The sequence below is a fragment of the Williamsia soli genome (assembly GCF_017377795.1).
GTDB lineage: Bacteria > Actinomycetota > Actinomycetes > Mycobacteriales > Mycobacteriaceae > Williamsia > Williamsia soli.
The window spans coordinates 177068-201369 of sequence record NZ_JAFRDR010000003.1; the positions used below are offsets into that span (position 1 = coordinate 177068).

Below are 24302 nucleotides of genomic sequence, written 5' to 3' on the forward strand. Positions count from 1 at the left end.
CAGCGAACGGCTGCACGGTGGCGGGTCGTCGTCAATCCCCAAAGAATTTCAACAAGACGCCGGGCCGCCGGTATTCCACGACCGAGGGTCCAGACAGAGAAGCAGGCCAGAGCCGGTGGCTCTGGCCTGCTTCGAACGGTGGAGCTGCCGGGAATCGAACCCGGGTCCTTCGCCGTGTCAGTAGGGCTTCTCCGTGTGCAGTTCGCTAAGTCTCTACTCGGATCTCTCAGTCACACGAACAAGCTGAGATGACGATCCCAGTCGCTGTTTGATGTCCCATTGCGGTCCGCGACCGCCCGCAACGGTTAGCTCTCTGAATGATGCCGGTACCCGGGGCGAGAGCTCACCCGGGCCGACAGACCAGCCGTCGCTTAGGCAGCGAGGGCGTAGTCGCGCTGATTTTTGTCGGCGCTTAATTGTTTGCTATGACGCTTACGGTGGTCTCTAGCCTGCACCGACACGCTTCCCCTACCTAGACGCACGCAGTCGAAACCGTTCAGCCCCTTGGTAGCACCCCGCCGTTGTTCACGACGGGACAATCAATTGTAACAAGAGTCGGCGACAAGTCATTCCGATTTACCTTCCGCCTCTCCGATCAGCTCCTCGCCGAGCGGGCCTTTCCAGTCGTCGAGCGGGCCTTTCCGGTCGCCGAGCGGGCCTGTCTCCACATCGCTGGGCCCTCAGATCTATGAACCTCGACGACAAGGGCACGGTCGACGTCAACAAAGGCACGGTCGGCGACCGAAAGGGCACGGTCAGCATCCGCGAACTGCCGCAGGTTCAGGCGCCTATCGCCGGGCCGATGACACGCCAGCTATCCCGCATCTGCTGTTCGAACGAACCCCAGGTGTGCGCTCCCGTCGGGAACACCTTGTACGTGTGTCCGATCCCGGCCGACCGCAGTCCGCCCGCCATCTGATCGGTGCACTGCCGCGTGATCACCTCGACCTGGGCGGGTCCGAAGAACAGTGGGACCGCTGCGGAGCCCGGCGCCGCACGCGGGAGTCCGGTGGCAGCGGAAATGTATATCGCTTTTCCGCGCAGCCGGTGCGGGTGCAGGGTCGCGTCGTGCCAGGCCCAGGCCGGATCACCGGGTGGCCCGTACATCGCCAGCGGATTGGCGCCGCCAGACGCCACGGTTGCCGAGACCGCTGCTGTCCCGAGTGGACTGCTGATGGCAGGACATCCGCTGTACGACGCGACAGCCCGGTACACGTCCGGGGCCTGCCCGGCCAGGTCGAGTGCCGGCCCTCCACTCATCGACAATCCGGCGATCGCATTGGCGCCGCTGGACTTCAGTTCCGGCGCCAGCGCGGTGGGCAGTTCCCGGGTCAGATAGGTCTGCCACTTGTTGATCCCGGTGACGAGATCGGGACCGCGCCAGTCGGCGTACCAGCTGTATCGACCCCCGAGTGGCGAGACGACGTTGACGCGTTTGCCTGCGAAGAAGCTCTCGTAATTCGTGTAGTTCACCCAGCTGTCACCGTCGGTCCCACCCCCTTTGCCGTTGAGGAGGTAGAACGTCGGCGCCCCGGCGGAGTTCCCCGCCGGGCGTAGCACCTGATTTCCGATCACACGGTTCATCGACGGTGAATACACGTAGATGATCGACAATCGATCGGTGACCTGCTTGCTGCCGGTCACCACCGGCGCCGACGCCGCGGGGCCCACCCCCTGACACAACGCGACCACCACTGCGACAGCTCCGACACACGCTGTCAGTCCCCGTGAAATACCGCCCCGAATGTCCACCCGGGCCAGTGCAGTCGAGTGTGGCTCGTGCGCCCAACCGACTCACCCGGCCGTCACCGGCCTGATATCGAACCCTGACCCCACCGATACCGGCGAGGACTCAGCGCATGCCTTTGACGCGGCGACCGAGTTCCCGGGTCACTTCCCGCTCAGCATCGCGCTTGGCCAGGTCGTGGCGCTTGTCGTGGTCCTGCTTGCCTCGGGCGAGTGCCAGTTCGACCTTCACCTTGCCGTCGTTGAAGTACATCGACAACGGCACAAGCGTGAGGTTGCCGTCGCGGATCTTGCCGATCAGGCCGTCGATCTCCTTGCGGTGGAGCAACAGCTTTCGGTTGCGGCGCGGTGCGTGGTTGGTCCACGACCCGTTGCCGTACTCGGGGATGTGCAATCCGCGCAGCCAGATCTCCCCGTTGTCGACGGTCGCAAACGCGTCGACCAGCGAGGCCTTGCCGTCCCGCAAGCTCTTGACCTCGGTCCCGACCAGCGCGACGCCGGCCTCGTAGGTGTCGAGGATGGCATAGTTGTGCCGCGCCTTGCGGTTTGTCGCAATCGCCTTACGGCCCTTTTCCTTCATCGATTCTCACCTACTCTCGCCGGATTATGCGTCTCTGATGGCCCCGCAACACTACACAGACCGGGCCCACGACGTCGCCTCGATTATTCGCGGACGTAGAACCGGAGCGTCGCGTACGCGGTGACGCTCGACAGCCCCACACCGATGATGATCAGCCACGGGGACACGAACAGCACGTCAGAGACGCCGATCTTCGCCAGGATGTTGACGCCGTACAGATCCTGCAGGGCACGGTCGAAGAACAACGCCTTGGCTCCGAATAGTCCCGCAATGGCCAACACCGATCCGACCACGGTCGCAATCACCGCCTCGAGCAGGAAGGGCAGCTGGGTGTACCACCGGGTGGCGCCCACCAGGCGCATGATCCCCACCTCGGTCCGTCGGGTGTACGCGGCGACCTGGACGGTGTTCGCTATCAACAGAATCGCGGCGAACACCAGCACGAGCGCGATCGCGAACGCCGCGTTGCGAGCGCCGTCGAGCACGCTGAAGATCCGCTTCACCAGTTCGCGCTGATCCAGCACACTGTCGACTCCGTCTGCGGTCCGGAATTGGTCGAGGACCACGCCGAACTGATCCGGGTCGGACATCCGCACCTTGAACGAGGCCGGCAGGGTGTCTTCCCTGACCAGTGCCGCGATGTCGGGATTGTTGGCGAACGTCTTGGTCGTGGCGTCGCGGTACGCCTGAGCGCGGTCGATGTACTGCACGGACTCGACCCCGGTGGTCCCCTCGATGTCTGTCCGGAGCGTGGCGCAGGGTGCCGACTTGCAGTCGGGGTCGGCGTCGGTCACCGAATCGGAGATGAAGATCTGCATCTCCACGCGATCGAGGAAGATGTCCTGGGTCTTGTCGGCCATTTGCACCACCAGCAGGCCGGCGCCGAACATGCCGAGGGTGATGGCTGTGGTGATGATCATCGCCACCGTCATGGTGACGTTGCGGCGCAGTCCGTTCAGGACTTCGCTCAGTATGAAGCTCGCGCGCATCGGAGTTCGGGTGTCCTCCCGGTCGGGACTACAGAAGAAGTGGAATGGTGGGCTCGGCCGAGCTCAGCCGCCGAGACCGTAGACGCCGTGGGCGTCGTCGCGGGTCAGACGACCGTTGCTGAACTCGAGGACTCGCCGGCGCATCGAGTCGACGATCTGGCGATCGTGGGTGGCCATCACGACGGTGGTGCCCCGACGGTTCACCCGGTCGAGGACCTCGACGATCTCCCGACTGGTGTCGGGGTCGAGGTTTCCGGTGGGCTCGTCGGCCAGCAGGAGCAGCGGCCGGTTGGCGATCGCCCTGGCGATGGCCACGCGCTGCATCTCGCCGCCGGAGAGTTCGTACGGCATCCGGTCCGCCTTGCCCGACAGTCCCACGTAGTCCAGGACCTCGGGCACCACCTTGGTCACCGTGTTGCGCGGTTTACCGATCACCTCGAGGGCGAACGCCACGTTCTCGGCCACCGACTTCTGCTGGAGCAGCCGGAAATCCTGAAAGACGCACCCGATCGACTGCCGCAGCTTGGGGACCTTTCGGCTCGGCAGCTTGTTGACGTGGAAGTCGCCCACGTAAACGTCACCGGAGGTCGGCTTGTCCTCTTTCAACAGCAACCGGAAGAAAGTTGACTTGCCCGAACCAGAGGGCCCGATGAGGAATGCGAAATCGCCTTTGTCGACGTCGAGAGACAGATCCCGCAGTGCGGGCCGGGTCGATGCCTTGTACTGCATCGTCACATTGTTGACGCTGATCACGGTCGCCCAGTGTAGCCACGAATACTTGCCGTGCCCCTCAGACTTGCCGCCCGGTCAGGGCGCAATGCTGATCGTCGGCAGCTCAGGGAGCCGGAACCCGCCGCCCGGCGTGGTGGTCGTGGTCGTCGGCACCTCCGAACTCGAGCTGGACGACTCTTCGCCGGTCGGCGGGGCCGTGGTGGTCGGGGTGGTCGTCGTCGACGGCGTGGTCGTCTCGGTGGGTTCTTCCTGGACCGGCTCCGGTGGGGTCGTTCGTGGTGCCTGCACCCGCGAGATCTGATTCTGCCGGTTCTCTTGGTCGAGGTTGGCGTAGTGATCCGACCGCTGGCCGTAGAGGAACAGCGCAGCGATGAACAAGACCACCAGCGCCGCGGTGGTCGTCCGTACCCGGCCATGGAAGATGTGCCTCGGGATCCGCTCCCACAAGGTCTTCTTCGGCTCGGCGTCCGGCGCCTCGACAGCAGGCGTTGACTCTGGATCTTTTCCGATCTGCGCGCTCATCGGCTTCCCTCCTCTGCTGCCGCAGGCGCGACGGAGTCGGTCTCGATGGCCGTTCCCGGCGCGAGCGCGATTCCCGCCCGGCCGAAGGCTCTGACGATTCTGGCGCGCAGGTCGCGGCTGACCTCGAACTGTTTGCCCGGCAGCGTCCGCGCCACGATCCGCACGGTCATGGTGTCGACCTCGATGTCGGTGACACCCATCGCTGTCGGTTCGTCGAGCAGCAGGTTGCGGGTGCGGGAGTCGGTGAAGGCCTGGTGGCCGATCTGGGCGATCAACTCGTTGACCCGGGCCATGTCGGCGCCGATCGGCAGCGGGATGTCGACCACAGAGCGGGCCCAGTCCTTCGACAGGTTGATGGCCTTGACGATCTGGCCGTTCGGGATGGTGATCATCTCGCCGTCTGCCGAGCGCAATTTGGTGATGCGCAGCGTCACGTCCTCGACGGTGCCCTCGGCGGGTTCCGCCGCACCGGTGATCGCCAGTGACACCACGTCACCGAACCCGTACTGCTTCTCGGTGATGATGAAAAAGCCTGACAGCAGATCCTGGACGATGCGCTGGGCACCGAATCCGAGGGCCGCGCCGAGCACGGTCGCGGGTGCGACGAACCCGGTGATCGGGACACCCAGCTCGCGCACGATGCTGAATCCCGCGATGATGTAGACGATCGCGATGGTCACCCAGGCGATGACCTGGGCAACGGAGTGCCGGTGTTTGATCGCCTCCGACCGCACGAGTGCATCGGATTCGGTGAACTTCGAATCGATCTTGGTGGTGATTCGGCCGACCATCCACTGGACGAAGCGGGTGGCCAGCAAGGCTCCGACGACCCACAGCAGGATCGTGAGGCCCTGCAGTGAGAGCCATCGGATCAAGCGGTCCGAGCCGGCGGGCCCCGAAGGGGCCGACGTCACGAACGCGACTACATCATGAAACAAGCGATTTGCTCCTCCGGTGTGGTGCTGCGGACCTACTGGTCAGGTCGAACTCCGCTGCGGTGGAAAAATCAGGGCCGGCAGTCGTGCTGTGGCCCGACAGGGCCTAGGCCGTCTGCGCCATCCTCCAACGGATTCCGGATTCGATGAATCCGTCGATGTCGCCGTCGAGGACCGCTGTGGGGTTGTTGACCTCGAACTCTGTCCGCAGGTCTTTGACCATTTGGTAGGGGTGCAGCACGTATGAACGCATCTGGTTGCCCCAGCTGGATCCGCCATCGCCTTTGAGGGCGTCCATCTCCGCGCGTTCTTCTTTTCGTTTGCGCTCGAGCAACTTGGCCTGCAGAACCCGCATCGCTGCGGCCTTGTTCTGCAGCTGGCTCTTTTCGTTCTGACAGGTCACCACGATACCGGTCGGAATATGGGTGAGCCGCACAGCGGAGTCCGTGGTGTTCACGGACTGGCCGCCGGGACCGGACGAGCGGTAAACGTCAACGCGCAGTTCGGTTTCCGCGATGTCGATGTGATCTGTGGTTTCCACCACAGGCAGTACCTCGACCTCGGCGAACGACGTCTGGCGGCGGCCCTGGTTGTCGAACGGACTGATCCGGACGAGACGATGAGTGCCCATCTCGATCGAGAGGGTGCCGTACATATACGGCCCCTTGACCGCGAACGTCGCGGACTTCAGACCCGCTTCTTCGGCGTACGACGTGTCGTAGACCTCGACCTTGTAGTCGTGCTTCTCCGCCCAGCGGATGTACATACGCATCAACATCTCGGCCCAGTCCGCGGCGTCCACTCCGCCGGCGCCCGACCGGATGTTGACCAGGGCGTCGCGGTGATCGTATTCACCGGCGAGCATGGTCTTGACCTCCATCGCCTCGATGTCGGTGCGCAGGGAGACACGTTCGGCGTCGGCGTCGGCCATGGCCTCTGTGCGGGAGGCCCCTTCCTCGGACTCGGCCAGCTCGTACAGCAGCGGAAGGTCCTCGAGGCGCTGGCGCAACTCCGCGACCCGGCGCAGTTCGGTCTGCGCGTGCGACAGCTCGCTCGTCACCTGCTGGGCGTGTTCCTGGTTGTTCCACAACTCGGGATCGGCGGCCTGATGTTCGAGCTCATCGATCCGTCGCCGAAGCTCCTCGAGGTCGAGGACCTTCTCCACGGTGGTGAGGGTCGAATCGAGGGCGTCGATGTCTGCTGAGGCGTCTGGATGCACGATCACTCAGGGTACCGGTCCGGCAGCGCCATACCTATCAGTCCTTACGCAGGTTGGGTCCGGCCTGGCCGGGATCGTGGCCGATGGGTCCGGCGAGCTCCCAGCTGGTCTCTGCCTTACCCGGCTTGTAGGTCACCGGGATCTCGTCGCCGATCGAGGGCCAGCTCATCGACAACGGCACCACGAAACGCCCGTAAACGGCGGTGGGTGCGGTGTCGGGGCCGATGATCGTTCCCGAGACCGTGCAGAAGACCTGATGGTTCTTGTCGCCTTCGACGGGCTGATCCGACACACCGGTGAGGGTCAGTGTGCCCGGCACCCGGTTGGAAAAGCGCGGGTCGCCGGGCCTGCCACCAGTAGCTTCGCCCGAGCGGGCACGGCGCCACTGGATCAGCACCGCCGCGAGCAGCGCGGCGAACATCAGGATGAGAACGATCTCGAACATGTGTCCAGGCTAACCGGACATCCGGGTCGAAGATGCGGCGCGACTACACCGCTCCGAAGCCAAGTAGCGTGGCTTTTCATGACCGAACCCCGCGACCTGCAGATCGCGCTGGCATTGGCCGATGCCGCAGACGCCATCACCACCGCCCGTTTCGGCGCCCTGGATCTGGTGGTCGATTCCAAACCCGACCTCACCCCCGTCTCGGACGCCGACCTGGCCGTCGAGACCCGTATCCGCGAATTGATCGCCCAGGAATGCCCGGACGATGACGTCCTCGGCGAAGAGTTCGGCGGCGATGTCGCATTGGCGGGACGCCAGTGGGTGATCGACCCCATCGACGGCACGAAGAATTTCGTCCGCGGGGTCCCGGTCTGGGCAACGCTCATCGCCCTGCTGATCGACGGGGTGCCGCAGACCGGCTTCGTCAGCGCCCCCGCACTGGGCCGGCGCTGGTGGGCCTCGGCGGGTGAAGGTGCGTTCGCCCAGGAACCTGACGGCTCTGTGCGTCCGATCCGGGTCTCACAGGTGACGGAGGTGTCCTCGGCGAGTCTGGCTTTCTCGAGCCTGTCCGGTTGGCGCGACCGCGGCGTCCGAAACCAGTTCATCGACCTCACCGATGAGGTCTGGCGGGTGCGGGGCTACGGCGACTTCTACAACTACTGCCTCGTCGCCGAAGGTGCAGTGGACATCGCGGCCGAACCCGAGGTATCGCTCTGGGATCTGGCACCACTCGACATCCTCGTCCGGGAAGCGGGCGGCACGTTCACCGGGCTCGACGGGAGCGCTGGACCCCACCGCGGAAGCGCTGTGGCCACCAACGGGATCCTGCACGAGACCGTTCTCGCGGCGCTGCGCCCCGACTGAGTCCATACTGGGGACCATGCAGATCACACACTTCGGACATTCCTGCATCCTCGTCGAATTGAACGGCACCAGAGTCCTTTTCGATCCAGGTAACTTCTCACACGGATTCACCGGCGTCACAGGACTCGACGCAATTCTCATCACCCACCAGCACCCCGACCACGTGGACGTCGCGGCCCTGCCGGATCTCGTGGCAGGCAATCCCGACGCGGTTCTCTACGCCGACCCGCAGACAACGCGTCAGCTCAACGACGACGACGTCGCAGGGAAGTGGACCGCCGCTGCGCCGGGCGATGAGTTCACCATCGGTGCGATCAACACCCGGATCACCGGCGGCACGCACGCCGTGATCCATCCGGACATCCCGACCATCGACAACGTCGCCTATCTCCTCGGAGACGAGAGCAACCCGGCGCAACTGATGCATCCCGGTGACTCGCTGTTCGTGCCGGAGGAAAAGGTCGACGTGCTCGCGATGCCGACGATGGCCCCGTGGATGAAGATCAGCGAGTCGATCGACTACCTACGCGCGGTGAAACCGCGCCTGAGTTTCCCGATCCACAATGCCCTGTTGGTGGAGGCGGGACTGAAGATGCACTACGGACGTTTCTCGGAGATGAGCGATGAGGCGACCGAGTTCCTGGTCCTGCCGGATCAAGACGCCCTCGAGGTCACCTAGCGCTCCTCGCTCGTCCTTCCCCCACCCGAATTTGCGTCGCCCACCGACAACTACCGGTGGCCGCACCGAAAACGGGTGGGTGAATTGCGACCGATCTGCCATCCCCTCCCCCACCCGAATTTGCGCCGCCCACCTACAACTACCGGTGGGCGGCGCGAATTCGGGTGGAGCAGCGTCAGGCGATGTCCGGAAAGACCCCTCCGCCGACGAGTTGATCGACAACTCTGGCGATGCCGTAGAGCACCCAGACAACGACGACCGCGATGACGATCGGGTGCCGCAGCACCGGGGTGATGGTCGCAGCCGGGCGGCCGCGGACCAGAAGTATCCCGACCGCCACAACGAACATGATCGTTGCGAGCAGACTGACCGGTCCGAAGATGTTGTAGGAGAACGCATCGGCGACATCTCCGTGGGCGGCAGCAGTCCAACTGCGCGTGAGGCCACACCCCGGACACGGCAGGCCGGTGATCAACCGCATCGGGCACAAAGTAGGACCCGAGGTGCTCAGGGCCGGGGTGACCGCGAAGGCCGTGACGATTGCGCCGACGCCGAAACCGGCGGCAATCCGAATCGAGTTCTCGGATTGCCGCCGGTTCGGCAAAGTCGACGGGGAGGTCACTTCAGAGGAACACCATTCGAGTCGGGGAGCTTGCGCATCGCAATCAACACGATATCGATCAGGGTCCAGATACCGAGTCCGCCGCAGGTCAGGAGCTTGGCGATACCGAGCCCGGTATAGCCGAGGTAGAACCGGTCGATACCGAGACCACCGACGAACACCGAGATGAGCAGCGCGGTGAGCCACTCCTTGTCCGAGAACAGGCCGGGGACCTGCGAGACGGGGAACCAGTTACTCGCCTGGGTGCGTACCTGGGTCTCGGGCTTCACCTGGCCGGACCGGACCAGTCCGGCCAGATCCTGGTAGCCCATGGGCCCCTGTTCTTGGCCGAGCAGTGAAACGAAGAAGGTGTCGTTGTGTGGGCCACCCTGCGGCGCAGGAGGCTGGGCCGGATACCCGGGAGGAGGTTGTGTCATGCAGAGGAGAATATGGCACCGGCGCACCGATCGGCGCCTCCTGACAGAAATTCTGATCAATTGAATGACCTGCCGAGCCATGCCCTCTGAGCTGCGGCGATAGATGATTTGTCTTGCTATTGAGTTGCTGATTGCACCCAACTCCCCGACGCTCCTCGTGCCGGTGGATGACAAAGGACCTTACTCGTGAGTAAGATCGTTCTTACCGCCGAGTAAGATCGGCATGCCCGGCACCGCCGGGCACCTGGAACTGGCCGCAGAACGCACGAGACAAGCTGGTGAGAATGAGTACTCATACCGAGCCCCGCGACACATCCGCAGTTGGCAAGAACCCGCACCGACGCAGCGCGATCGGTACCGCCATGCGGGTGTTGACCACGGTCACCGGATCGGAGTTCGCCGACAAGTACAAGCTCCGCGAACCTCTGAATCGCATCGCCTACGAGGGCACCAAGACCGGCTTCAAGACGATCGGCGCCGCGAACCGCGCCTTCGCATCGGCCCAGGGCGGCGGCAAGGCCAAGCGCCTGACCGCCACCCCCAAGAACTACTTCAACCTGTTCCCGGACGACGAACAGAAGATGATCGCGGACACGGTTCGCGAGTTCGCAACCGAGATCCTGCGGCCCGCGGCTCACGATGCCGATGCGGCTGCAGCTGCACCTGCCGAAATCCTCACCCGCAGCGCGGAACTGGGGATCACCATGATCAACGTCCCCGAGGAGTTCGAGGGCGCCGCCACCGAGCGTGGCGTGGTCACCAACTCGCTGGTCGCCGAGGCGATGGCCTACGGGGACATGGGACTGGCTCTGCCCCTGCTCGCACCGAGCGGTGTGGCGACGACGCTGACCCAGTTCGGCAGCGACGCCCAGCAGAAGACCTACCTGCCCGACTACGCGGGCGAGAGCGTCCCGCAGTCGGCCGTCGTCATCGCCGAGCCACGAGCACTGTTCGACGCGATGACGTTGCAGACCAAGGCAACCCGAGTGCCCAGCGGTTACCGGCTCAACGGCGTCAAGTCCTTCGTGCCCGCCGCCGGGTCGTCCGAACTGTTCATCATCGGCGCCCAGCTGGACGGGCGCCCCGCCCTCTTCATCGTGGAGTCGAGCACCAAGGGCCTCGTCGTCGAAGCCGATCCCGGTATGGGCGTACGCGCAGCAGGTATGGGACGCCTTCTCCTCACCGACGTCACGGTGCCGTCGAACGCACTACTGGGCGAACAGGAAGGCGACGCGGCTTTCTCCTCCTACCGTGACGTGGTGCGGCTCGCCCGCCTCGGTTGGTCATCGCTTGCTGTCGGCACCGCCCACGCGGTGCTCGACTACGTCATCCCTTACGTCAACGAGCGGGTGGCGTTCGGCGAACCCATCTCCAACCGCCAGGCCGTCGCATTCATGGTGGCCAACATGGCCACCGAACTCGACTCGATTCGATTGGTCACCTTGCGCGGTGCTGCCCGTGCCGAGCAGGGCCTGTCCTTCGCCCGCGAAGCGGCCCTGGCCCGCAAGCTCACGGCCGACAAGGGTATGCAGATCGGTTCTGACGGAGTGCAATTGCTCGGTGGACACGGTTTCACGAAAGAGCATCCCGTCGAGCGCTGGTTCCGCGATCTGCGCGGCGCCGCGATCGGCGAGGGCATCGTCGTCCTGTAGCTGACCTGAACACTCCTGTCTCACAACACTTCACGAAAGACTCTGTCATGGCAATCAATCTCGAGCTTCCCAAGAAGCTGAATGTGACGGTAGACCAGGCCCACCAGGCCGCGGCCCAGATCTTCCGCCCGATCTCGCGTAAATACGATCTCGCGGAACACGCTTACCCCGTCGAACTCGATACCCTCGCCAGCCTGTACGACGGCTTGAACGAAGCCGGCGCCGCCGGCGCGGGCGCCGATGGTGGCCGTGGGCAGAAGCAAGAGAAGAAGGAACTCCCCGCAGGAGCCGTCGTCAACGGCGGCAACATGCAGTCGGTTCTGAACACGATGGAGACCTCGTGGGGTGACGTCGGACTGATGCTGTCGATTCCATACCAGGGTCTGGGGAACGCCGCCATCGCCGCGGTGGCGTCTGAGGAGCAACTCGAGAAGTTCGGCAAGGTGTGGGCCGCAATGGCAATCACCGAACCCTCCTTCGGGTCCGACTCCGCCGCAGTGTCGACCACTGCCACGCGGGACGGGGACGACTACATCATCAACGGCGAGAAGATCTATGTGACTGCCGGTTCGCGCGCTGATCACATAGTCGTCTGGGCGTCGGTGGACAAGAGCGCCGGTCGCGCCGCGATCAAGAGCTTTGTGGTTCCCCGCGAGCACCCCGGCGTCACCATCGAACGTCTCGAACACAAACTCGGCATCAAGGCCTCGGACACCGCTGCCATTCGTTTCGAGAATTGCCGGGTTCCCGCCGAAAACCTGCTCGGCTCACCAGAAGTCGACACCAAGAAGGGTTTCGGCGGGGTCATGCAGACCTTCGACAACACCCGCCCGATGGTGGCCGGCATGGCGGTGGGTGTCACGCGGGCAGCACTCGAGGAGTTGCGCCGACTGCTCGAAGACGCAGGCGTCGAGATCGACTACGACAGGCCGGCGAACAACCAGCATGCTGCTGCCGCCGAGTTCATCCGGATGGAATCGGACTTCGAAGCCGCCTACCTGCATTCACTGAGGGCCGCGTGGATGGCCGACAACAAGGAGCCGAACTCCAAGGAAGCCTCCATGTCCAAGGCGAAGGCTGGCCGTACGGTCACCGACGTCACCACCAAGACTGTGGAACTCGCAGGCACCCTGGGATACTCCGAGCACCTGCTACTGGAGAAATGGGCCCGTGATTCGAAGATCCTCGACATCTTCGAGGGCACCCAGCAGATCCAGAATCTGATCATCGCCCGTCGCGTTCTCGGCAAGAGCAGCGCTGAACTCAAGTGAGCTGAACGCTTTTCGTCTCTCACAGGTGAAGAGCCCCGCCGTATCGAGGGGTACGGACGGGGCTCTTTGCGTCTCCAATTGCGTTGAACCACATCGGTGGAAGTCGCGGACTGCGAATCTTCCTGCGCCAGGATCGATGGCACACTTCACAAAATCGTGGTGTTCCGAGTCACATCTGAGCGCCGGTGACACTCCCCGTCGAGCGCGAGATCTGTCCGCCTACCAGCACCGACGCGCGCCGTCCCCGCCACGGGTTGAATTTGTTTGCTGCCAAAGGCGACGTGACCTTTGGCCGGGCTGTACGTAGCGTCATCGACGTGCCGTGAGCACGGTCCGAGAAGATGTCTGAAGAACCACCAACCCGCACACCCTGCAATATCTCTGGGTCGTGCGGCGCGAGGAGGAAACATGACAAGCATGCGCAAACTTGCCGCTCGAACTGCGATCGCCGGAGCACTGACCCTGGCTCCGATGGGGGCCTTCGCGGCAACCGCGTCCGCGGAAGGCGCCCACAACTGGGACGCAGTCGCCCAATGCGAGAGCGGCGGCGACTGGTCCATCAACACCGGCAACGGCTACTACGGTGGCCTCCAGTTCACCCAGTCCACCTGGGAGGCGAACGGCGGAGTGGGCAGCGCCTCCGACGCCAGCCGTGAAGAGCAGATTCGTGTCGCCGAGAACGTCTTGGCAACGCAGGGCATAGGGGCCTGGCCGGTCTGCGGTCAGAATCTCTACAGCTGACACCACATCTTCTTCGCCCGGGCCGCGCACAGCGGTCCGGGCGATGTTGTGTCTCGAGCACATTTGACGGTAGTGCTCGTTGACACGAAATTGCGAGGCCGCTAGCGTGTGCTGGTATGAAGACGACGCGCAATTACGTCATGCGCTCGCGTGCCGAGTCCGCCGAACTGACCCGGCAGCGCGCGCTTCAGGCCACCGTCGCGCTGGCGGGTGAGAAACCGTTTTCGACGATAGTGCTCCCCGAAGTCGCCGCTCGCGCCGGGGTCAGCGTGCAAACCGTCCTACGCCAGTTCGGTAACCGCGACGGACTGCTCGACGCAGCAACCGCGTTCGTGGGCGAACAGCTGAACTCTCAGGCGGTCACCACGCCCGGTAATGTACGCGCCGCCCTCGACGCCCTGTTCGACCACTTCGAGGCCCGCGGCGACGTCATCATCATGCTCCTCGGCCAGGAGGGCTGGGATCGGCGGGCGCAGTCGCTCACCAGCGGCGAGCGCGAGGCGCATCGCGAGTGGGTCACCTCTGTCTTCGCGCCACAGTTGGCCGGCATTGCGACGCGAACCCGAAACGAGCTCATCGACATGCTGCTGGTGGCGACCGACGTGTACACCTGGAAGGTGCTCTGTCGCGATCGCGGCCTGACGCGGGCGCAGGCGCAAAAACGCGTCGACCGAATGATCTCCGCGCTCTTGACGAGCGCTTAGAGTCGTCAAGTGCCCACCGGACCACGGCGCGCCCGAGTGTTGTTCGTGACCTTTGACGCCGGCGGCAACTTCCCTCCCGTGATCACCCTGGGGCGGGAGATCTCGTCACGCGGCCATGAGGTGACCGTGCTCGGCCACCAGCAGCAGCGCGCGAAGGTCGAGGCGGCCGGGTTGTCGTTCGTCGCGTACACGGACCCGCCACCCTGGTCCTCTGCGCAGCACCGCGGCATGCTCTCAGCCGTCGTCGGCTATCTGAAGATGTTCACCACCGACGCACTCGTCGACGACGCGGTGTCGGCCGCGGCCGGGAAGGACGTTGTCGTCGTGGACTGCATGCTGTTGCCCGTCATCTCGGCACTGGCAGGCCGCGACGTCCCGGTCGTTGCGCTCTTTCACACCTTCTACGCCTATCTCGACGGATCTTTTCGCCGTGCGGTCGGCGTGGTCTCCCGGGTACGTGGCCTCGGTGTCCGCACGACCTGGAACGCAACCGATCTCCGCCTGGTGGTCTCCGACCGGACACTGGACCCCGCCGGACGACGATCCGCGGATCAGCAACTCGTGTGGTCGGGTCCCGCCGATCCCGCGGCGCGTCCTCATGTGAGACAAGAACTTCCGCTGGTCCTGGCCAGTCTGAGCACCACCGACTTCCCCGGCCAACAACAGACCCTGCAGAACATTCTGGACGCCGCGGCCGAGATGCCCATCCGCCTCGTGCTGACGACCGGTCCCGCGGTCGACCCCGCGTCACTGAAGCCGCCACCGAATGCCCAAGTGCACCAATTCATCCCACATCGCGACGTACTGCCGAAGTGCTCGGCGGTCGTGGGACACGGCGGTCACTCCACCACTGTTCAGGCCTTGGCGCACGGCCTACCGATGCTCATCATTCCGATGCATCCACTGCTCGATCAGCCGATGGTCGGCAAGGCCGTCGCCACCTCCGGCGCCGGCGTGGTGTTGCCAAAAAATGCCTCGCCTGACAAGATCTCCACCACGTTGGCCCAGGTACTCGAAGACAAGTCCTACGCCGCGGCCGCTGGGGTGATCGCAGAACGGCTCGCCGACGGGCGTGGAACGGCACGCGCGGCGGACGCCATCCTGGACCGGATCAGGTGAGGTCGAACCCGCCCGGGGTCCGGGCCCACGTTGTCGACACCGGCCCGGTCATGGCGGCGGCGCGGCGGCGTCGCCGGACAGCCAGTGCCGTACGGAGTCCGTGTGCTCACCCAGCCCAGGAGGCGGCCCGAAGGGGCGTAGAGGGCTGCGCGAATATCTGACCGGGTGTGCCACCTGATCGGTGTACCCGGCAGGCATTTCCGCGACCGGCGCCAGCCCGAGATCGGTTGCGGTCTGCAGCGCCTCACCGATATCGGCGACCCGGCCTGCCGGGACGCCGGCGTTGCGCATCCGCGATTCCCACACCACCGCGGTGTCGCGAATCAGATGCCCTTCCAGGATCTTCGTCAACGCCACGCGATTCTCCACGCGTGACCGATTGGTCGCGAACCGCTCATCCGAGGCCAACCCGGGCTCACCGACAACCTCGGCCAGAGAAGCAAATTGACGATCGTTGCCGCAGGCCACGACGAGTAGCGCATCGTGGCACTGAACAGGCTCGTACGGCGCGACCGACGGATGGTGATTACCCATTCGGCCTGGGGCCTGCCCGGTCGCCAGATACGATGACGACTGATTTGCCAATGCTCCCAACAGTGACGACATCAAACTCACCTCGATGTGCTGCCCGACACCGTCGCGATGCCGGGCGGCGAGCGCAGCCAGAACAGCAACGGTCGCATCTTTACCGGTCAAGACGTCGACCAGTGCCACACCGACTTTCATCGGATCACCCTCGGCCTCACCGGTGATGCTCATGAGGCCACCCATCGCCTGCACCACGAAGTCGTACCCCGGCAGTGCCGCGCCTGCGGCAGACCCGAAGCCGCTGATCGCGCAATATACGATGCCCGGATTGACGTTGCTGACCGACTGATAATCGAGTCCGGACCTCTCGAGAGGCCCCGGCAAGAAGTTGTGGATCAAGACATCGGCCCGACGAGCCAGCTCCCGTGCCGCCTCGAGGTCGTCTTCATTCGAAAAGTCGAGACAGACACTACGTTTGGACCTGTTGACACTCTCGAAATACGACGATCCCGCGGGCGTCCACGGTGGACCCCACGACCGGGTGTCATCCCCGCTGCCCGGCCGCTCCACCTTGATCACGGTGGCTCCGAGATCGGCCAGGGTCATCGTCGCCATCGGGCCTGCAAGCACCCGACTGAAATCGGCGACGACCAACCCGTCGAGCGGTGGGCGCGGGTCAGAACTCGTCGTCATCATCGATGACGTGCACCGCGGCTTCCTCCGCCGACGCAGCGCCGCCGTCGATTCCCGCATCGGTCGCCAGCCGCTCCTGGATGTCATGCACGGACACCCCTTCGTCCGGCGCGATCAGCCGACCCGATCGGCGACCACCCACCTGCTCGCCCTCCGGGAACTCGGGATCGCTGTCCGCCTCGTCGGAACGCCATTCCGGATCCGGGGCGTCGGGCTGGTACGCCAGCGCCGTCGGATCTGGTTCTTCTTCGGCGAGATGCTGAGCCAGGCTCTCGCCTCGGCTCTGCTCATCGGCCGTCGTGCCGTAGCGGTTGATTCCGTCCGGCTGCTCGGGCGGCGAATAGCCCTCGTCCAGGATGTCGTCGACACCACGGTCGTCGAGCGTGTCCTCCGGTTGCAACTGGTCGTCCTCGTCGAGGCTGTACTCCCCGGTCGAACCTTCCGGTGTGCTCTCTGGATTGGTCGTCATCACTTCACGATGCCATCGCGCGGGTACGGCCACCACCCCGCCACCACCCAGAGGTGCGGGTGGCTAGCGCTCCAGCTCCGCATAGGCGGTCTCGGCATGCTCCGAGAAGTCCACACCCTCGCGTTCGTCCTTCGCGGACACCCGGAAGCCGATCGTCCAATGGATGACCTTGCCGATGCCGAACGACATGGCGAACGTGTACGCCGCAACCGCGAGGATCGCCACCAGTTGTTTGCCGAGCAGGAGCAATCCACCGCCGTAGAACAGCCCGTCGGCATCACCGGTCATCATCCCGGTGGCCAGGAGGCCGATCAGAGCCGTCCCGACGACACCACCGGTGAAGTGCACCCCCACCACGTCGAGAGAGTCGTCGTAACCGAATTTGAACTTCCACAGCACCACATAGGCGCAGACGACGCCGGCCGCCAATCCGACGACCGCCGCGCCCAACGGGCTGACAGAGCCGCACGAGGGCGTGATCGCCACCAGCCCTGCGACGATGCCCGAGGCCGCACCGAAACTCGTCGGATGACCGTCCCGGCTGTTCTCGACGATCAACCACCCGACCATGCCCACGCTGCCCGCGATCAGGGTGTTGAGCAAGACGGCCGCGGCCATCCCGTCGGCCGCGAGGGCCGACCCCGCGTTGAACCCGAACCAGCCGAACCAGAGCAGGCCCGCACCGAGCAACACGAACGGCAGATTGTGCGGGCGCATCGGATCGTGTTTGAAACCGAGCCGCGGTCCGAGCACCAGGGCCAGCGCCAAGGCGGAAGCACCCGAGGTCACCTCCACCACGAGGCCGCCTGCGTAGTCGAGCGCGCCCAGTTCTGAGATCCAACCACCGGGGCCCCACACCCAGTGCGCGACAGGCGCATAGACGAGCAGAGTCCACACGGGCACGAAGACGATCCAGGCGACGAACTTCGCCCGGTCCGCAATGGCCCCGCTGATCAACGCCGCCGTGATGACGGCGAACGTCAACTGGAACGTCACGAACAACAGCGTCGGGATCGATCCCTGTACCGACTCCGGCCCGATACCCGCGAGCCCGAACGAGTGAACTCCCCCGATGAGACCGAAGCCCGCATCGTCGGAGAAGGCGAGGCTGTAGCCGGCGAGCAGCCAGGCCAGTGCCACGAGTGGGATCGCGATGAAACTCATCATCATCATGTTCAGGACGCTGAAACTCCTGACCATGCCGCCGTAGAACAGTGCGAGCGCCGGAGTCATCAGCAGCACCATGGCGGTCGCTATCAGGACCAGCGCGGTCGCGGCACCATCGATTTCGGGCACAGCAGCCCTCCCATGTCTTGGCAGGTGGAGTTACGAGATGAATCAGGACAGTAGCGGTAGTCGAGCGCGCCGGCGATCGCGGAGTCCTTCGATGTCCGACTCGCCCGATTTCGGATCGATACCGAATTGAGCGAGCAGCCCCGGGGTTTCAGTCGTGTCGGTAGCTTCGACACCGAGGTCACCGGACAACCGGTGGACACCACACCACCCCGGAGCGGACCCAGATGAGCATCTCCATGACGGCCGGCGCCAACACCCCGCTCACCTCGCCGGAGTTCCGGATCGAGGTCAGCGCATCCGGTCGACGTCTCGATGTCTCGGCGCTCCTGATCACTGCCGCCGGCAAGGTGCGCTCGGACGCCGACCTCATCTTCTTCAACGCGCCCATCGGCCCCGGGGTGCGACACGTCCCCGGCACCGCGTCCTCACCGGACGCAGTCGTCATCGCCCCGGCGTCTCTCCCGACGTCGATCGACAAGGTCGTGATCACCGCCAGTCTCGATCCGCCGACGACCACCTTCACCGGGGTGAACCCGGTGGCCGAACTCATCGACATCGCGTCCGGCGACCGCCAGGTCGCCTTCACCCCGGTCAACCTCTCCGCCGAAACCGCACTGGTCGTCTTCGAGGTCTACCGGCGGGGTTCCGACTGGAAGGTTCGGGCGGTCGGACAGGGATATGCCAACGGGTTGGCCGGGATCGCAACCGATTTCGGCATCACGGTCGACGACGAACCGGCAGCCCCGTCACCTGTCGTGCCACCAACTGTTGTGCCGTCGCCTGCAACCGCTGGCACGCCGCCCACACATACCCCGACCCAGCCACCCCCGACCGCACACGCCGGCCCACCGGCACCGGCGGCCGACTACCGACCCAACCTGGACAAGGGCCGGGTGGTGCTCCGCAAGCAGCAATCGGTGCTCCTGACCAAGTTCGGCAAGCCGCTGCAGCACAAGGTGCAGATGGGTCTGGGCTGGGATCCCGCGCCCGGCCGGGCGCGCATCGACCTCGATGCGTCCTGTATCGCCTTCGACGCCGCACGCAAGGTCGTGGCCACCTGCTGGTTCCTCAAACTGTCCACACTCGATGGTGCCGTGGCTCATTCGGGTGACAACCTGACCGGGGCCGGTGAGGGTGACGACGAGATCATCACCGTCGATCTCGGCCGACTGCCCAGAGAAGTCGTCGGCCTGGTGTTCACGGTCAACTCGTTCTCCGGGCAGAAGTTCACCGACGTGCAGCGCGCGTTCTGCCGGCTGGTCGATGCGGGCACCAGAGAAGAGATGGTTCGATTCGAACTGTCCGACTCGAACCCGAGCACGGGTGTGCTGATGTGCAAGATGGTCCGCGAACCCTCGGGGTGGGTGATGACCGCCCTGGGCCAGTACGCCGACGGCAAGACCGTGCGAAAGATGAAAAAGCCTGCTGCAGCGGCCCTCTGATCTCACGGATCTGCGCTCTGACCCACCGTTTGTCCAGTTGGTGACGTGGGTATCCCGCCTGGAGATCGTGAGACCAGAGGAGGAATCGTGAGCGACACGCCACCGACCGATCTGTCGACCGTGCAACTGATCGAGCGGTTGTCGGAGCAGACTTCTACGCTCGTCAAGACCGAGGTGAGCAATGCCCTCGACGAGGTGAAGTCAAAGGGAACACGCCTCGGAGTGGGTATCGGAATCTCGGGGGCCGGTGCGCTCCTGCTGCTCTTCGGGCTCGGCACCCTTGTCGCCGCCGCCGTGCTGGGTCTGGCAACTGCTGTGTCCGGGTGGCTCGCGGCTCTCATCGTCGCCGCAGTGCTGTTGGTCGTCGGCGGCGCGGTCGCAGCGATCGGGGCGGCCCGTGCGAAGAGCGCCGTCCCGCCGGCACCGCAAGCCACCGTCCGTAGCGTCCAGACCGACGTAGCAACCGTCCGAGAGGCACTGTGATGACCGAACCCACACCTACCGGCTCGGCGGACGATCAGACTCCCCCGCCGCCTGTGGAGCAACAGCGCGCCGAGCTGGCCGAGACCGTCGAAGCGCTCGCCCAGAAGCTCGATGTACCCACCCGGGTGAAGTCGGCCGCCGCCGACACCGCGCACACCGCGCAGGTGAAGGCCAAAGAGAATCAGCAGCCCCTGGCCGCCTTCGGCGCGGCCGGCGTCATCGCCATCATCGCGATCGTGCTCCTGCGTCGTCGTCGCCGTTCGAAAGGAAAGATATGACCACCGTCTCGAAGACCATGTACAAGCCCCTGTCGATCGCCAGCGGAGTGGTCGGCGGCCTCGCCGCCACTGCGGTCTTCGGCCAGATTTGGAAACGCGTCGGCGACAACGACGCGAAAGCGCCGCGGCCGAGCGATCTCAGCCGCTCCAACACCGAGGTGTTCGCGGCGGCTGCCATCCAGGGATTGATCGTCGGTCTGGTCCGCGCCGCCATCGACCGCGCAGCCGCGCGCGGGTACAAGGCGGTCACCCATGAGGACCCGACCTGAGATGTAGTGCCCCGCTACGAAAAGAAAACCCGCGTCCTGCAAGCAGGACGCGGGTTTTCTTTTCGTAGCGGGGACAGGATTTGAACCTGCGACCTCTGGGTTATGAGCCCAGCGAGCTACCGAGCTGCTCCACCCCGCGGCGGTGAACACAACGTTACATGGAGGCTGCGCAGAAGTCGAAACGCCCTCACTTCCTCCGACTTTCGCGACTTCCTCCGACTGCAACCGGAGGACATGGCCGGAGTCGGAGGAACTGTTCGACGCGGCACAGGACAACGCAAGAGGCCCCCGAGACATTGTCTCGAGGGCCTCTTGACCTTCGTAGCGGGGACAGGATTTGAACCTGCGACCTCTGGGTTATGAGCCCAGCGAGCTACCGAGCTGCTCCACCCCGCGGCGGTGAACACAACGTTACAGGCGGGCGTATCCGATCTGCAAATCGCCCGCCTGTAACGCCGCTCACCTACCTTGAGCAGCGCAAACGCTAACTCGTCGGCAAGGCCTCGTATTCTGCGACTGCCGCCTGCAGGTCAGTCTGGGCCTGGCCGTAGGCGGTGAAGTTGCCCGTCCGCAGAGCTTCTTGCATCGCGTTCAGCGCAGCATCCATTTTCTGGACAACCGCGTCCCGCTGCGGCGAGGCGGGAACCGCAGGGGTATTGCCGGTCGCCGGCGGCGTGGCTTGCCCCTGCTGCTCGGTCTGACCCGGCACCGGGTCCTGTCCCGTCGGCGGAACGCCCTCGGCACCCGGTATCTGGGTCACCCGCGATGGGTCGATCCCCACCCCGGCCAGAGCACCCGCGACCGTCGGCGCGTAACCGATCTTGCCGTCGTACCGCACGATGACGCGGAACAGCCTCGGGAATGTGCCCGCGGTGCTCTTTGCCTGTGCGTACATGGGCACCACGTTCAGGATGCCGTTGTCGCCCACCGGGAGTGTCAGCAAGTTGCCGAACGTCACGTCGGCCGTGTTCTCGAGGTTCTTACGACTCTCGGCCACTCGCCCGTCCGTCTCCATCGCGCTGAACACCTGTTTCGGCCCCTCGCGCTGTGGCGTGGCAGGCAGGTCCTTGACGGTGATCCGGCCGTAGTTGCCGGGGTCCGACGACACCGTCAGGTAGGACGCCATGAACTCCTGTTTCAGGACGTTCAACACCGCGGTGAGCTGGAAGGACGGCTTACCTGTGTCCGGATCGGACGCCACGAAGTAGTACGGCGGCTGATCGAGTCCCTGTGTGACCGCGGCGCTGTCGGTCGGATCGCTCGGAACCGACCAGAAGGCGTCGCCCTGGAAGAACGTCTGGGGATTGTCCACGTGGTACTTGGTCAACAGCTCGCGCTGGATCTTGAACAAATCCTCGGGATACCGGACGTGCTCGCGCAGGTCGTCGAGTTTGTCGAACTCCGACTTCGGTTCCACGCTGCCCGGGAACACCTTCATCCACGTCTTGAGGACCGGATCCTGATCGTCGAACTGATAGAGCTTGACCTCGCCGGAGTACGCATCGACCGTCGCCTTCACGGAGTTGCGTACGTACGACACCTGCTTGTTGACCTGGGTTCGGCCGGTCTGCCCTTGATTCAGTTGCTGCGCATCGGTTGTCGCGTCTTCCAGCGACGTCGACTGCGCGTAGGGGAATGCGTCGAGCGTGGTGTAGCCATCGACGATCCACTTGACTGATCCATCGTCCATCACGGCCGGATAGGTCTTCGAGTCGACGGTCAGCCAGGGCGCTGCCTTCTCGACGCGGTCTCGTGGATCACGGTTGTAGATGATCTTCGAGTTCTTGTTGATGGCGCCCGACAGCAGCAGGTTGCGCTCGGTGTACTTCACCGCGTAGGCGAACTTGTTGAACCAATTCGACAGCGGCACACCGGCTTCACCGGAGTACGTGTAGGTCGAATCCGGGGTGTCGAACTCGCGGTTCTCCTCGTTGTCCGAACCGACGATCGCGTAATCGGGATTCACCTTCGAGATGAGCTCGCCGAAGTAGATGCGCGGCTGAGACACCTTGATGGGCGCATTCGCCTTGTAGTCGTCGCTTTGGTAATTCCGGAGGTCGCTCACATAGAACACCGGTTCGCCGCCCCCGCTGGCGACGTCATCGATGTTCGACACGGCTTCATTGACCTGGTTTGCAGGCGCGGCGATGAATCCGTTGCCGTGCGTGTACACGGTGTGCTTGTTCAGCCAGTTCTGCTGGTTCGCCTCGAAACGGCTCGGGTCGAGCTCACGCGCCGCGACGACGAAGTCACGCATCTGCCCGTCGACCTCGTACCGGTCGAGGGCGAGCTGCGAGGGGAATCCGTAGAAGTTCTGCTGGCGCTGCACCTGGGTGAACGCCGGGGAAATGATGTTGGGGTCCAGGATGCGAATGTTCGACAAGGTGGGCTCGTCGGAGTTGACCAGCTGCGGGTCGACCGGCTCCGACGTCCAGTTCTGGTCGTACGTCACCCGATCTGGCCCGATTCCATAGGCCTGTTTCGTCGCTGCGATGTTGCGGCCGATGAACTCGGCCTCTTTCTCCGCGGCGTTCGGCTTGACGGAGAACTGCTCCATCGCGGCAGGCCAGCCGACGCCGATCACGAGTGCGGACAACAACATCATCGCCGTCGCAAGGGCAGGGATTCGCAGGTCCCGCAGGATGATCCCGGCAAAGAACGCCACTGCACAGATGACGGCGATCGCCATCAGGATCAGCTTCGACGGCAGCACGGCGTTGATATCCGTGTAGCTGGCACCGGTGAAGATCTCTTGCTTGCGCGTACTGGAGAGCAACGTGTACCGGTCGAGCCAGTACGCCGCCGCCTTGAGCAACAGGAACGTGCCGGCGATGACCGCCAGCTGGATCCGCGCAGCGTTGGTCAGCGTGCCGCCGCGGCCCGCCAGCCTGATCCCGCCGAAGATGTAGTGCGTCACCAGGCTGACGATGAAGGCGATGACCACGACGACGAACAAGAAGTTCAGAATGAAGCGGTAGAACGGCAGATCGAACGCGTAGAACCCGACGTCGTGGTTGAACTCCGGATCCTTGATGCCGAAACTCTCGCCGTGCAGGAATACCTGGACCGTCGACCAGGAGCCCTGCGCGACAAGGCCTGCCAGCAAACCGACCAACACCGTCGGGATGATCGTGAACCAGCGGATACGGCTCATCACCAGCGTGCGATAGCGCGCAATGGGGTCGCCGGGGCCACTGGTCGGCACGAACACGGGCCGACTGCGATAGGCGAGCCACAGCGCGCCGAAGATGATCAGCCCGGCGACGACGCCGCAGATGCCGAACAGCGCGACCCGCGTCCAGATGATCTTGCTGAAGACGGACCGATAACCGATGTCGTCGAACCACAGCCAATCGGTGTAGATCGAGATGAACCGCGGACCCACCAACAGGACCACGAGAACGATGACGGCCGTTGCGATCAGCGCCTTACTGCGCCGCGACAGCGATGGCATTGCTGCCGGACCACGGATACCCACGAGTGTTACTCCATATTTTTATGCCGGAGCACCGCAACCGGACTTGACCAACACTTTACTTTGCGGCGCCCCGCAGCCTGTGCTGGGCGTTCGAAGGCGGTAAGACGAGTCAGATTCGACACAACTTTTC

The 24302-nt window shown here is 64.4% G+C and carries 25 protein-coding genes, 2 tRNA genes and 1 other RNA gene; 11 read left to right on the top strand and 17 right to left on the bottom strand.

The window, feature by feature from the left end:
• Positions 1 to 136 precede the first annotated feature (136 nt).
• The 9 genes from ssrA to J3S28_RS09420 all read right to left on the bottom strand — a co-directional run bounded on the left by ssrA (position 137) and on the right by J3S28_RS09420 (position 7168).
• Positions 137 to 504, bottom strand: a transfer-messenger RNA (tmRNA) gene (ssrA, locus tag J3S28_RS09380).
• A gap of 276 nt (positions 505 to 780) precedes the next feature.
• Positions 781 to 1752, bottom strand: coding sequence for an alpha/beta hydrolase (locus J3S28_RS09385; RefSeq protein ID WP_307796998.1), 972 nt, complete (start codon positions 1750 to 1752; stop codon positions 781 to 783).
• A gap of 100 nt (positions 1753 to 1852) precedes the next feature.
• Positions 1853 to 2326, bottom strand: coding sequence for an SsrA-binding protein SmpB (gene smpB / locus J3S28_RS09390; RefSeq protein WP_207839916.1), 474 nt, complete (start codon positions 2324 to 2326; stop codon positions 1853 to 1855).
• 83 nt (positions 2327 to 2409) lie between these two features.
• Positions 2410 to 3315: a permease-like cell division protein FtsX gene (gene ftsX, locus J3S28_RS09395; RefSeq protein ID WP_207839918.1), complete on the bottom strand. Its 906-nt coding sequence runs from the start codon at positions 3313 to 3315 to the stop codon at positions 2410 to 2412.
• Positions 3316 to 3378: 63 nt separating this feature from the next.
• Positions 3379 to 4068 carry a cell division ATP-binding protein FtsE gene (gene ftsE / locus J3S28_RS09400; protein ID WP_207839920.1) on the bottom strand — a complete coding sequence of 230 codons (690 nt, stop codon included), beginning with the start codon at positions 4066 to 4068 and terminating at the stop codon, positions 3379 to 3381.
• A 54-nt stretch (positions 4069 to 4122) separates the two neighbouring features.
• Complete coding sequence (locus tag J3S28_RS09405; RefSeq protein ID WP_237341350.1) at positions 4123 to 4569, bottom strand: Rv3103c transmembrane domain-containing protein; 447 nt, start codon at positions 4567 to 4569, stop codon at positions 4123 to 4125.
• Positions 4566 to 5507 (bottom strand): mechanosensitive ion channel family protein, encoded by a 942-nt coding sequence (locus tag J3S28_RS09410; protein ID WP_504970635.1) that lies wholly within the window; start codon positions 5505 to 5507, stop codon positions 4566 to 4568. The genes J3S28_RS09405 and J3S28_RS09410 overlap by 4 nt, the downstream gene beginning before the upstream one ends.
• A 103-nt stretch (positions 5508 to 5610) precedes the next feature.
• A complete protein-coding gene (gene prfB, locus J3S28_RS09415) occupies positions 5611 to 6723 on the bottom strand; it encodes a peptide chain release factor 2 (protein ID WP_084896209.1) in 1113 nt (370 codons plus the stop codon).
• Positions 6724 to 6760: 37 nt separating this feature from the next.
• Positions 6761 to 7168 carry a hypothetical protein gene (locus J3S28_RS09420; protein WP_207839924.1) on the bottom strand — a complete coding sequence of 136 codons (408 nt, stop codon included), beginning with the start codon at positions 7166 to 7168 and terminating at the stop codon, positions 6761 to 6763.
• 78 nt (positions 7169 to 7246) lie between these two features.
• Here J3S28_RS09420 and hisN point away from each other — a divergent pair, with 78 nt between their 5' ends.
• Complete coding sequence (gene hisN / locus J3S28_RS09425; protein ID WP_207839926.1) at positions 7247 to 8032, top strand: histidinol-phosphatase; 786 nt, start codon at positions 7247 to 7249, stop codon at positions 8030 to 8032.
• Between the two features lie 16 nt (positions 8033 to 8048).
• Positions 8049 to 8711: an MBL fold metallo-hydrolase gene (locus tag J3S28_RS09430; protein WP_207839928.1), complete on the top strand. Its 663-nt coding sequence runs from the start codon at positions 8049 to 8051 to the stop codon at positions 8709 to 8711.
• Between the two features lie 175 nt (positions 8712 to 8886).
• On the opposite strand, the gene J3S28_RS09435 is transcribed toward J3S28_RS09430, so the two are convergent.
• Both J3S28_RS09435 and J3S28_RS09440 read right to left on the bottom strand, forming a co-directional pair.
• Entirely contained in the window at positions 8887 to 9333 is a 447-nt protein-coding gene (locus J3S28_RS09435) for a DUF2752 domain-containing protein (RefSeq protein WP_207839931.1), read from the bottom strand.
• The gene (locus J3S28_RS09440) at positions 9330 to 9749 is read right to left on the bottom strand and encodes an NINE protein (protein ID WP_207839933.1); all 420 of its coding nucleotides are present in this window, start codon (positions 9747 to 9749) and stop codon (positions 9330 to 9332) included. The genes J3S28_RS09435 and J3S28_RS09440 overlap by 4 nt, the downstream gene beginning before the upstream one ends.
• A 284-nt stretch (positions 9750 to 10033) precedes the next feature.
• Here J3S28_RS09440 and J3S28_RS09445 point away from each other — a divergent pair, with 284 nt between their 5' ends.
• The 5 genes from J3S28_RS09445 to J3S28_RS09465 all read left to right on the top strand — a co-directional run bounded on the left by J3S28_RS09445 (position 10034) and on the right by J3S28_RS09465 (position 15236).
• A complete protein-coding gene (locus J3S28_RS09445; RefSeq protein ID WP_207839935.1) occupies positions 10034 to 11401 on the top strand; it encodes an acyl-CoA dehydrogenase family protein in 1368 nt (455 codons plus the stop codon).
• Positions 11402 to 11448: 47 nt separating this feature from the next.
• The gene (locus J3S28_RS09450) at positions 11449 to 12672 is read left to right on the top strand and encodes an acyl-CoA dehydrogenase family protein (RefSeq protein ID WP_207839937.1); all 1224 of its coding nucleotides are present in this window, start codon (positions 11449 to 11451) and stop codon (positions 12670 to 12672) included.
• 408 nt (positions 12673 to 13080) lie between these two features.
• Positions 13081 to 13413 carry a transglycosylase family protein gene (locus tag J3S28_RS09455; protein WP_207839939.1) on the top strand — a complete coding sequence of 111 codons (333 nt, stop codon included), beginning with the start codon at positions 13081 to 13083 and terminating at the stop codon, positions 13411 to 13413.
• A gap of 116 nt (positions 13414 to 13529) precedes the next feature.
• On the top strand, positions 13530 to 14117 hold the full coding sequence (locus J3S28_RS09460; protein WP_207839941.1) for a TetR/AcrR family transcriptional regulator: 588 nt from the start codon (positions 13530 to 13532) through the stop codon (positions 14115 to 14117).
• A 9-nt stretch (positions 14118 to 14126) separates the two neighbouring features.
• Positions 14127 to 15236, top strand: coding sequence for a glycosyltransferase (locus J3S28_RS09465; protein WP_207839942.1), 1110 nt, complete (start codon positions 14127 to 14129; stop codon positions 15234 to 15236).
• A 48-nt stretch (positions 15237 to 15284) separates the two neighbouring features.
• On the opposite strand, the gene J3S28_RS09470 is transcribed toward J3S28_RS09465, so the two are convergent.
• The 3 genes from J3S28_RS09470 to J3S28_RS09480 all read right to left on the bottom strand — a co-directional run bounded on the left by J3S28_RS09470 (position 15285) and on the right by J3S28_RS09480 (position 18222).
• A complete protein-coding gene (locus tag J3S28_RS09470; RefSeq protein ID WP_207840762.1) occupies positions 15285 to 16457 on the bottom strand; it encodes a CaiB/BaiF CoA transferase family protein in 1173 nt (390 codons plus the stop codon).
• Positions 16441 to 16926 carry a DUF5709 domain-containing protein gene (locus J3S28_RS09475; protein WP_207839944.1) on the bottom strand — a complete coding sequence of 162 codons (486 nt, stop codon included), beginning with the start codon at positions 16924 to 16926 and terminating at the stop codon, positions 16441 to 16443. Before J3S28_RS09475 ends, J3S28_RS09470 begins: the two co-directional genes overlap by 17 nt.
• Before the next feature lie 63 nt (positions 16927 to 16989).
• A complete protein-coding gene (locus tag J3S28_RS09480) occupies positions 16990 to 18222 on the bottom strand; it encodes an ammonium transporter (protein WP_207839946.1) in 1233 nt (410 codons plus the stop codon).
• A 224-nt stretch (positions 18223 to 18446) separates the two neighbouring features.
• Here J3S28_RS09480 and J3S28_RS09485 point away from each other — a divergent pair, with 224 nt between their 5' ends.
• From J3S28_RS09485 to J3S28_RS09500, 4 genes are all read left to right on the top strand, one after another.
• On the top strand, positions 18447 to 19664 hold the full coding sequence (locus tag J3S28_RS09485) for a TerD family protein (RefSeq protein ID WP_207839948.1): 1218 nt from the start codon (positions 18447 to 18449) through the stop codon (positions 19662 to 19664).
• A gap of 87 nt (positions 19665 to 19751) precedes the next feature.
• Positions 19752 to 20147 carry a phage holin family protein gene (locus J3S28_RS09490; RefSeq protein ID WP_207839950.1) on the top strand — a complete coding sequence of 132 codons (396 nt, stop codon included), beginning with the start codon at positions 19752 to 19754 and terminating at the stop codon, positions 20145 to 20147.
• A complete protein-coding gene (locus J3S28_RS09495) occupies positions 20147 to 20425 on the top strand; it encodes a DUF3618 domain-containing protein (protein ID WP_207839952.1) in 279 nt (92 codons plus the stop codon). Before J3S28_RS09490 ends, J3S28_RS09495 begins: the two co-directional genes overlap by 1 nt.
• Entirely contained in the window at positions 20422 to 20694 is a 273-nt protein-coding gene (locus J3S28_RS09500) for a DUF4235 domain-containing protein (protein ID WP_207839954.1), read from the top strand. The genes J3S28_RS09495 and J3S28_RS09500 overlap by 4 nt, the downstream gene beginning before the upstream one ends.
• 65 nt (positions 20695 to 20759) lie before the next feature.
• Here the strand turns inward: J3S28_RS09500 and J3S28_RS09505 are convergent.
• The 3 genes from J3S28_RS09505 to J3S28_RS09515 all read right to left on the bottom strand — a co-directional run bounded on the left by J3S28_RS09505 (position 20760) and on the right by J3S28_RS09515 (position 24172).
• A tRNA-Met gene (locus J3S28_RS09505) sits at positions 20760 to 20833 on the bottom strand.
• A gap of 183 nt (positions 20834 to 21016) precedes the next feature.
• Positions 21017 to 21090, bottom strand: a tRNA-Met gene (locus J3S28_RS09510).
• Between the two features lie 88 nt (positions 21091 to 21178).
• Positions 21179 to 24172: a UPF0182 family protein gene (locus J3S28_RS09515; protein WP_207839956.1), complete on the bottom strand. Its 2994-nt coding sequence runs from the start codon at positions 24170 to 24172 to the stop codon at positions 21179 to 21181.
• Positions 24173 to 24302 lie beyond the last annotated feature (130 nt).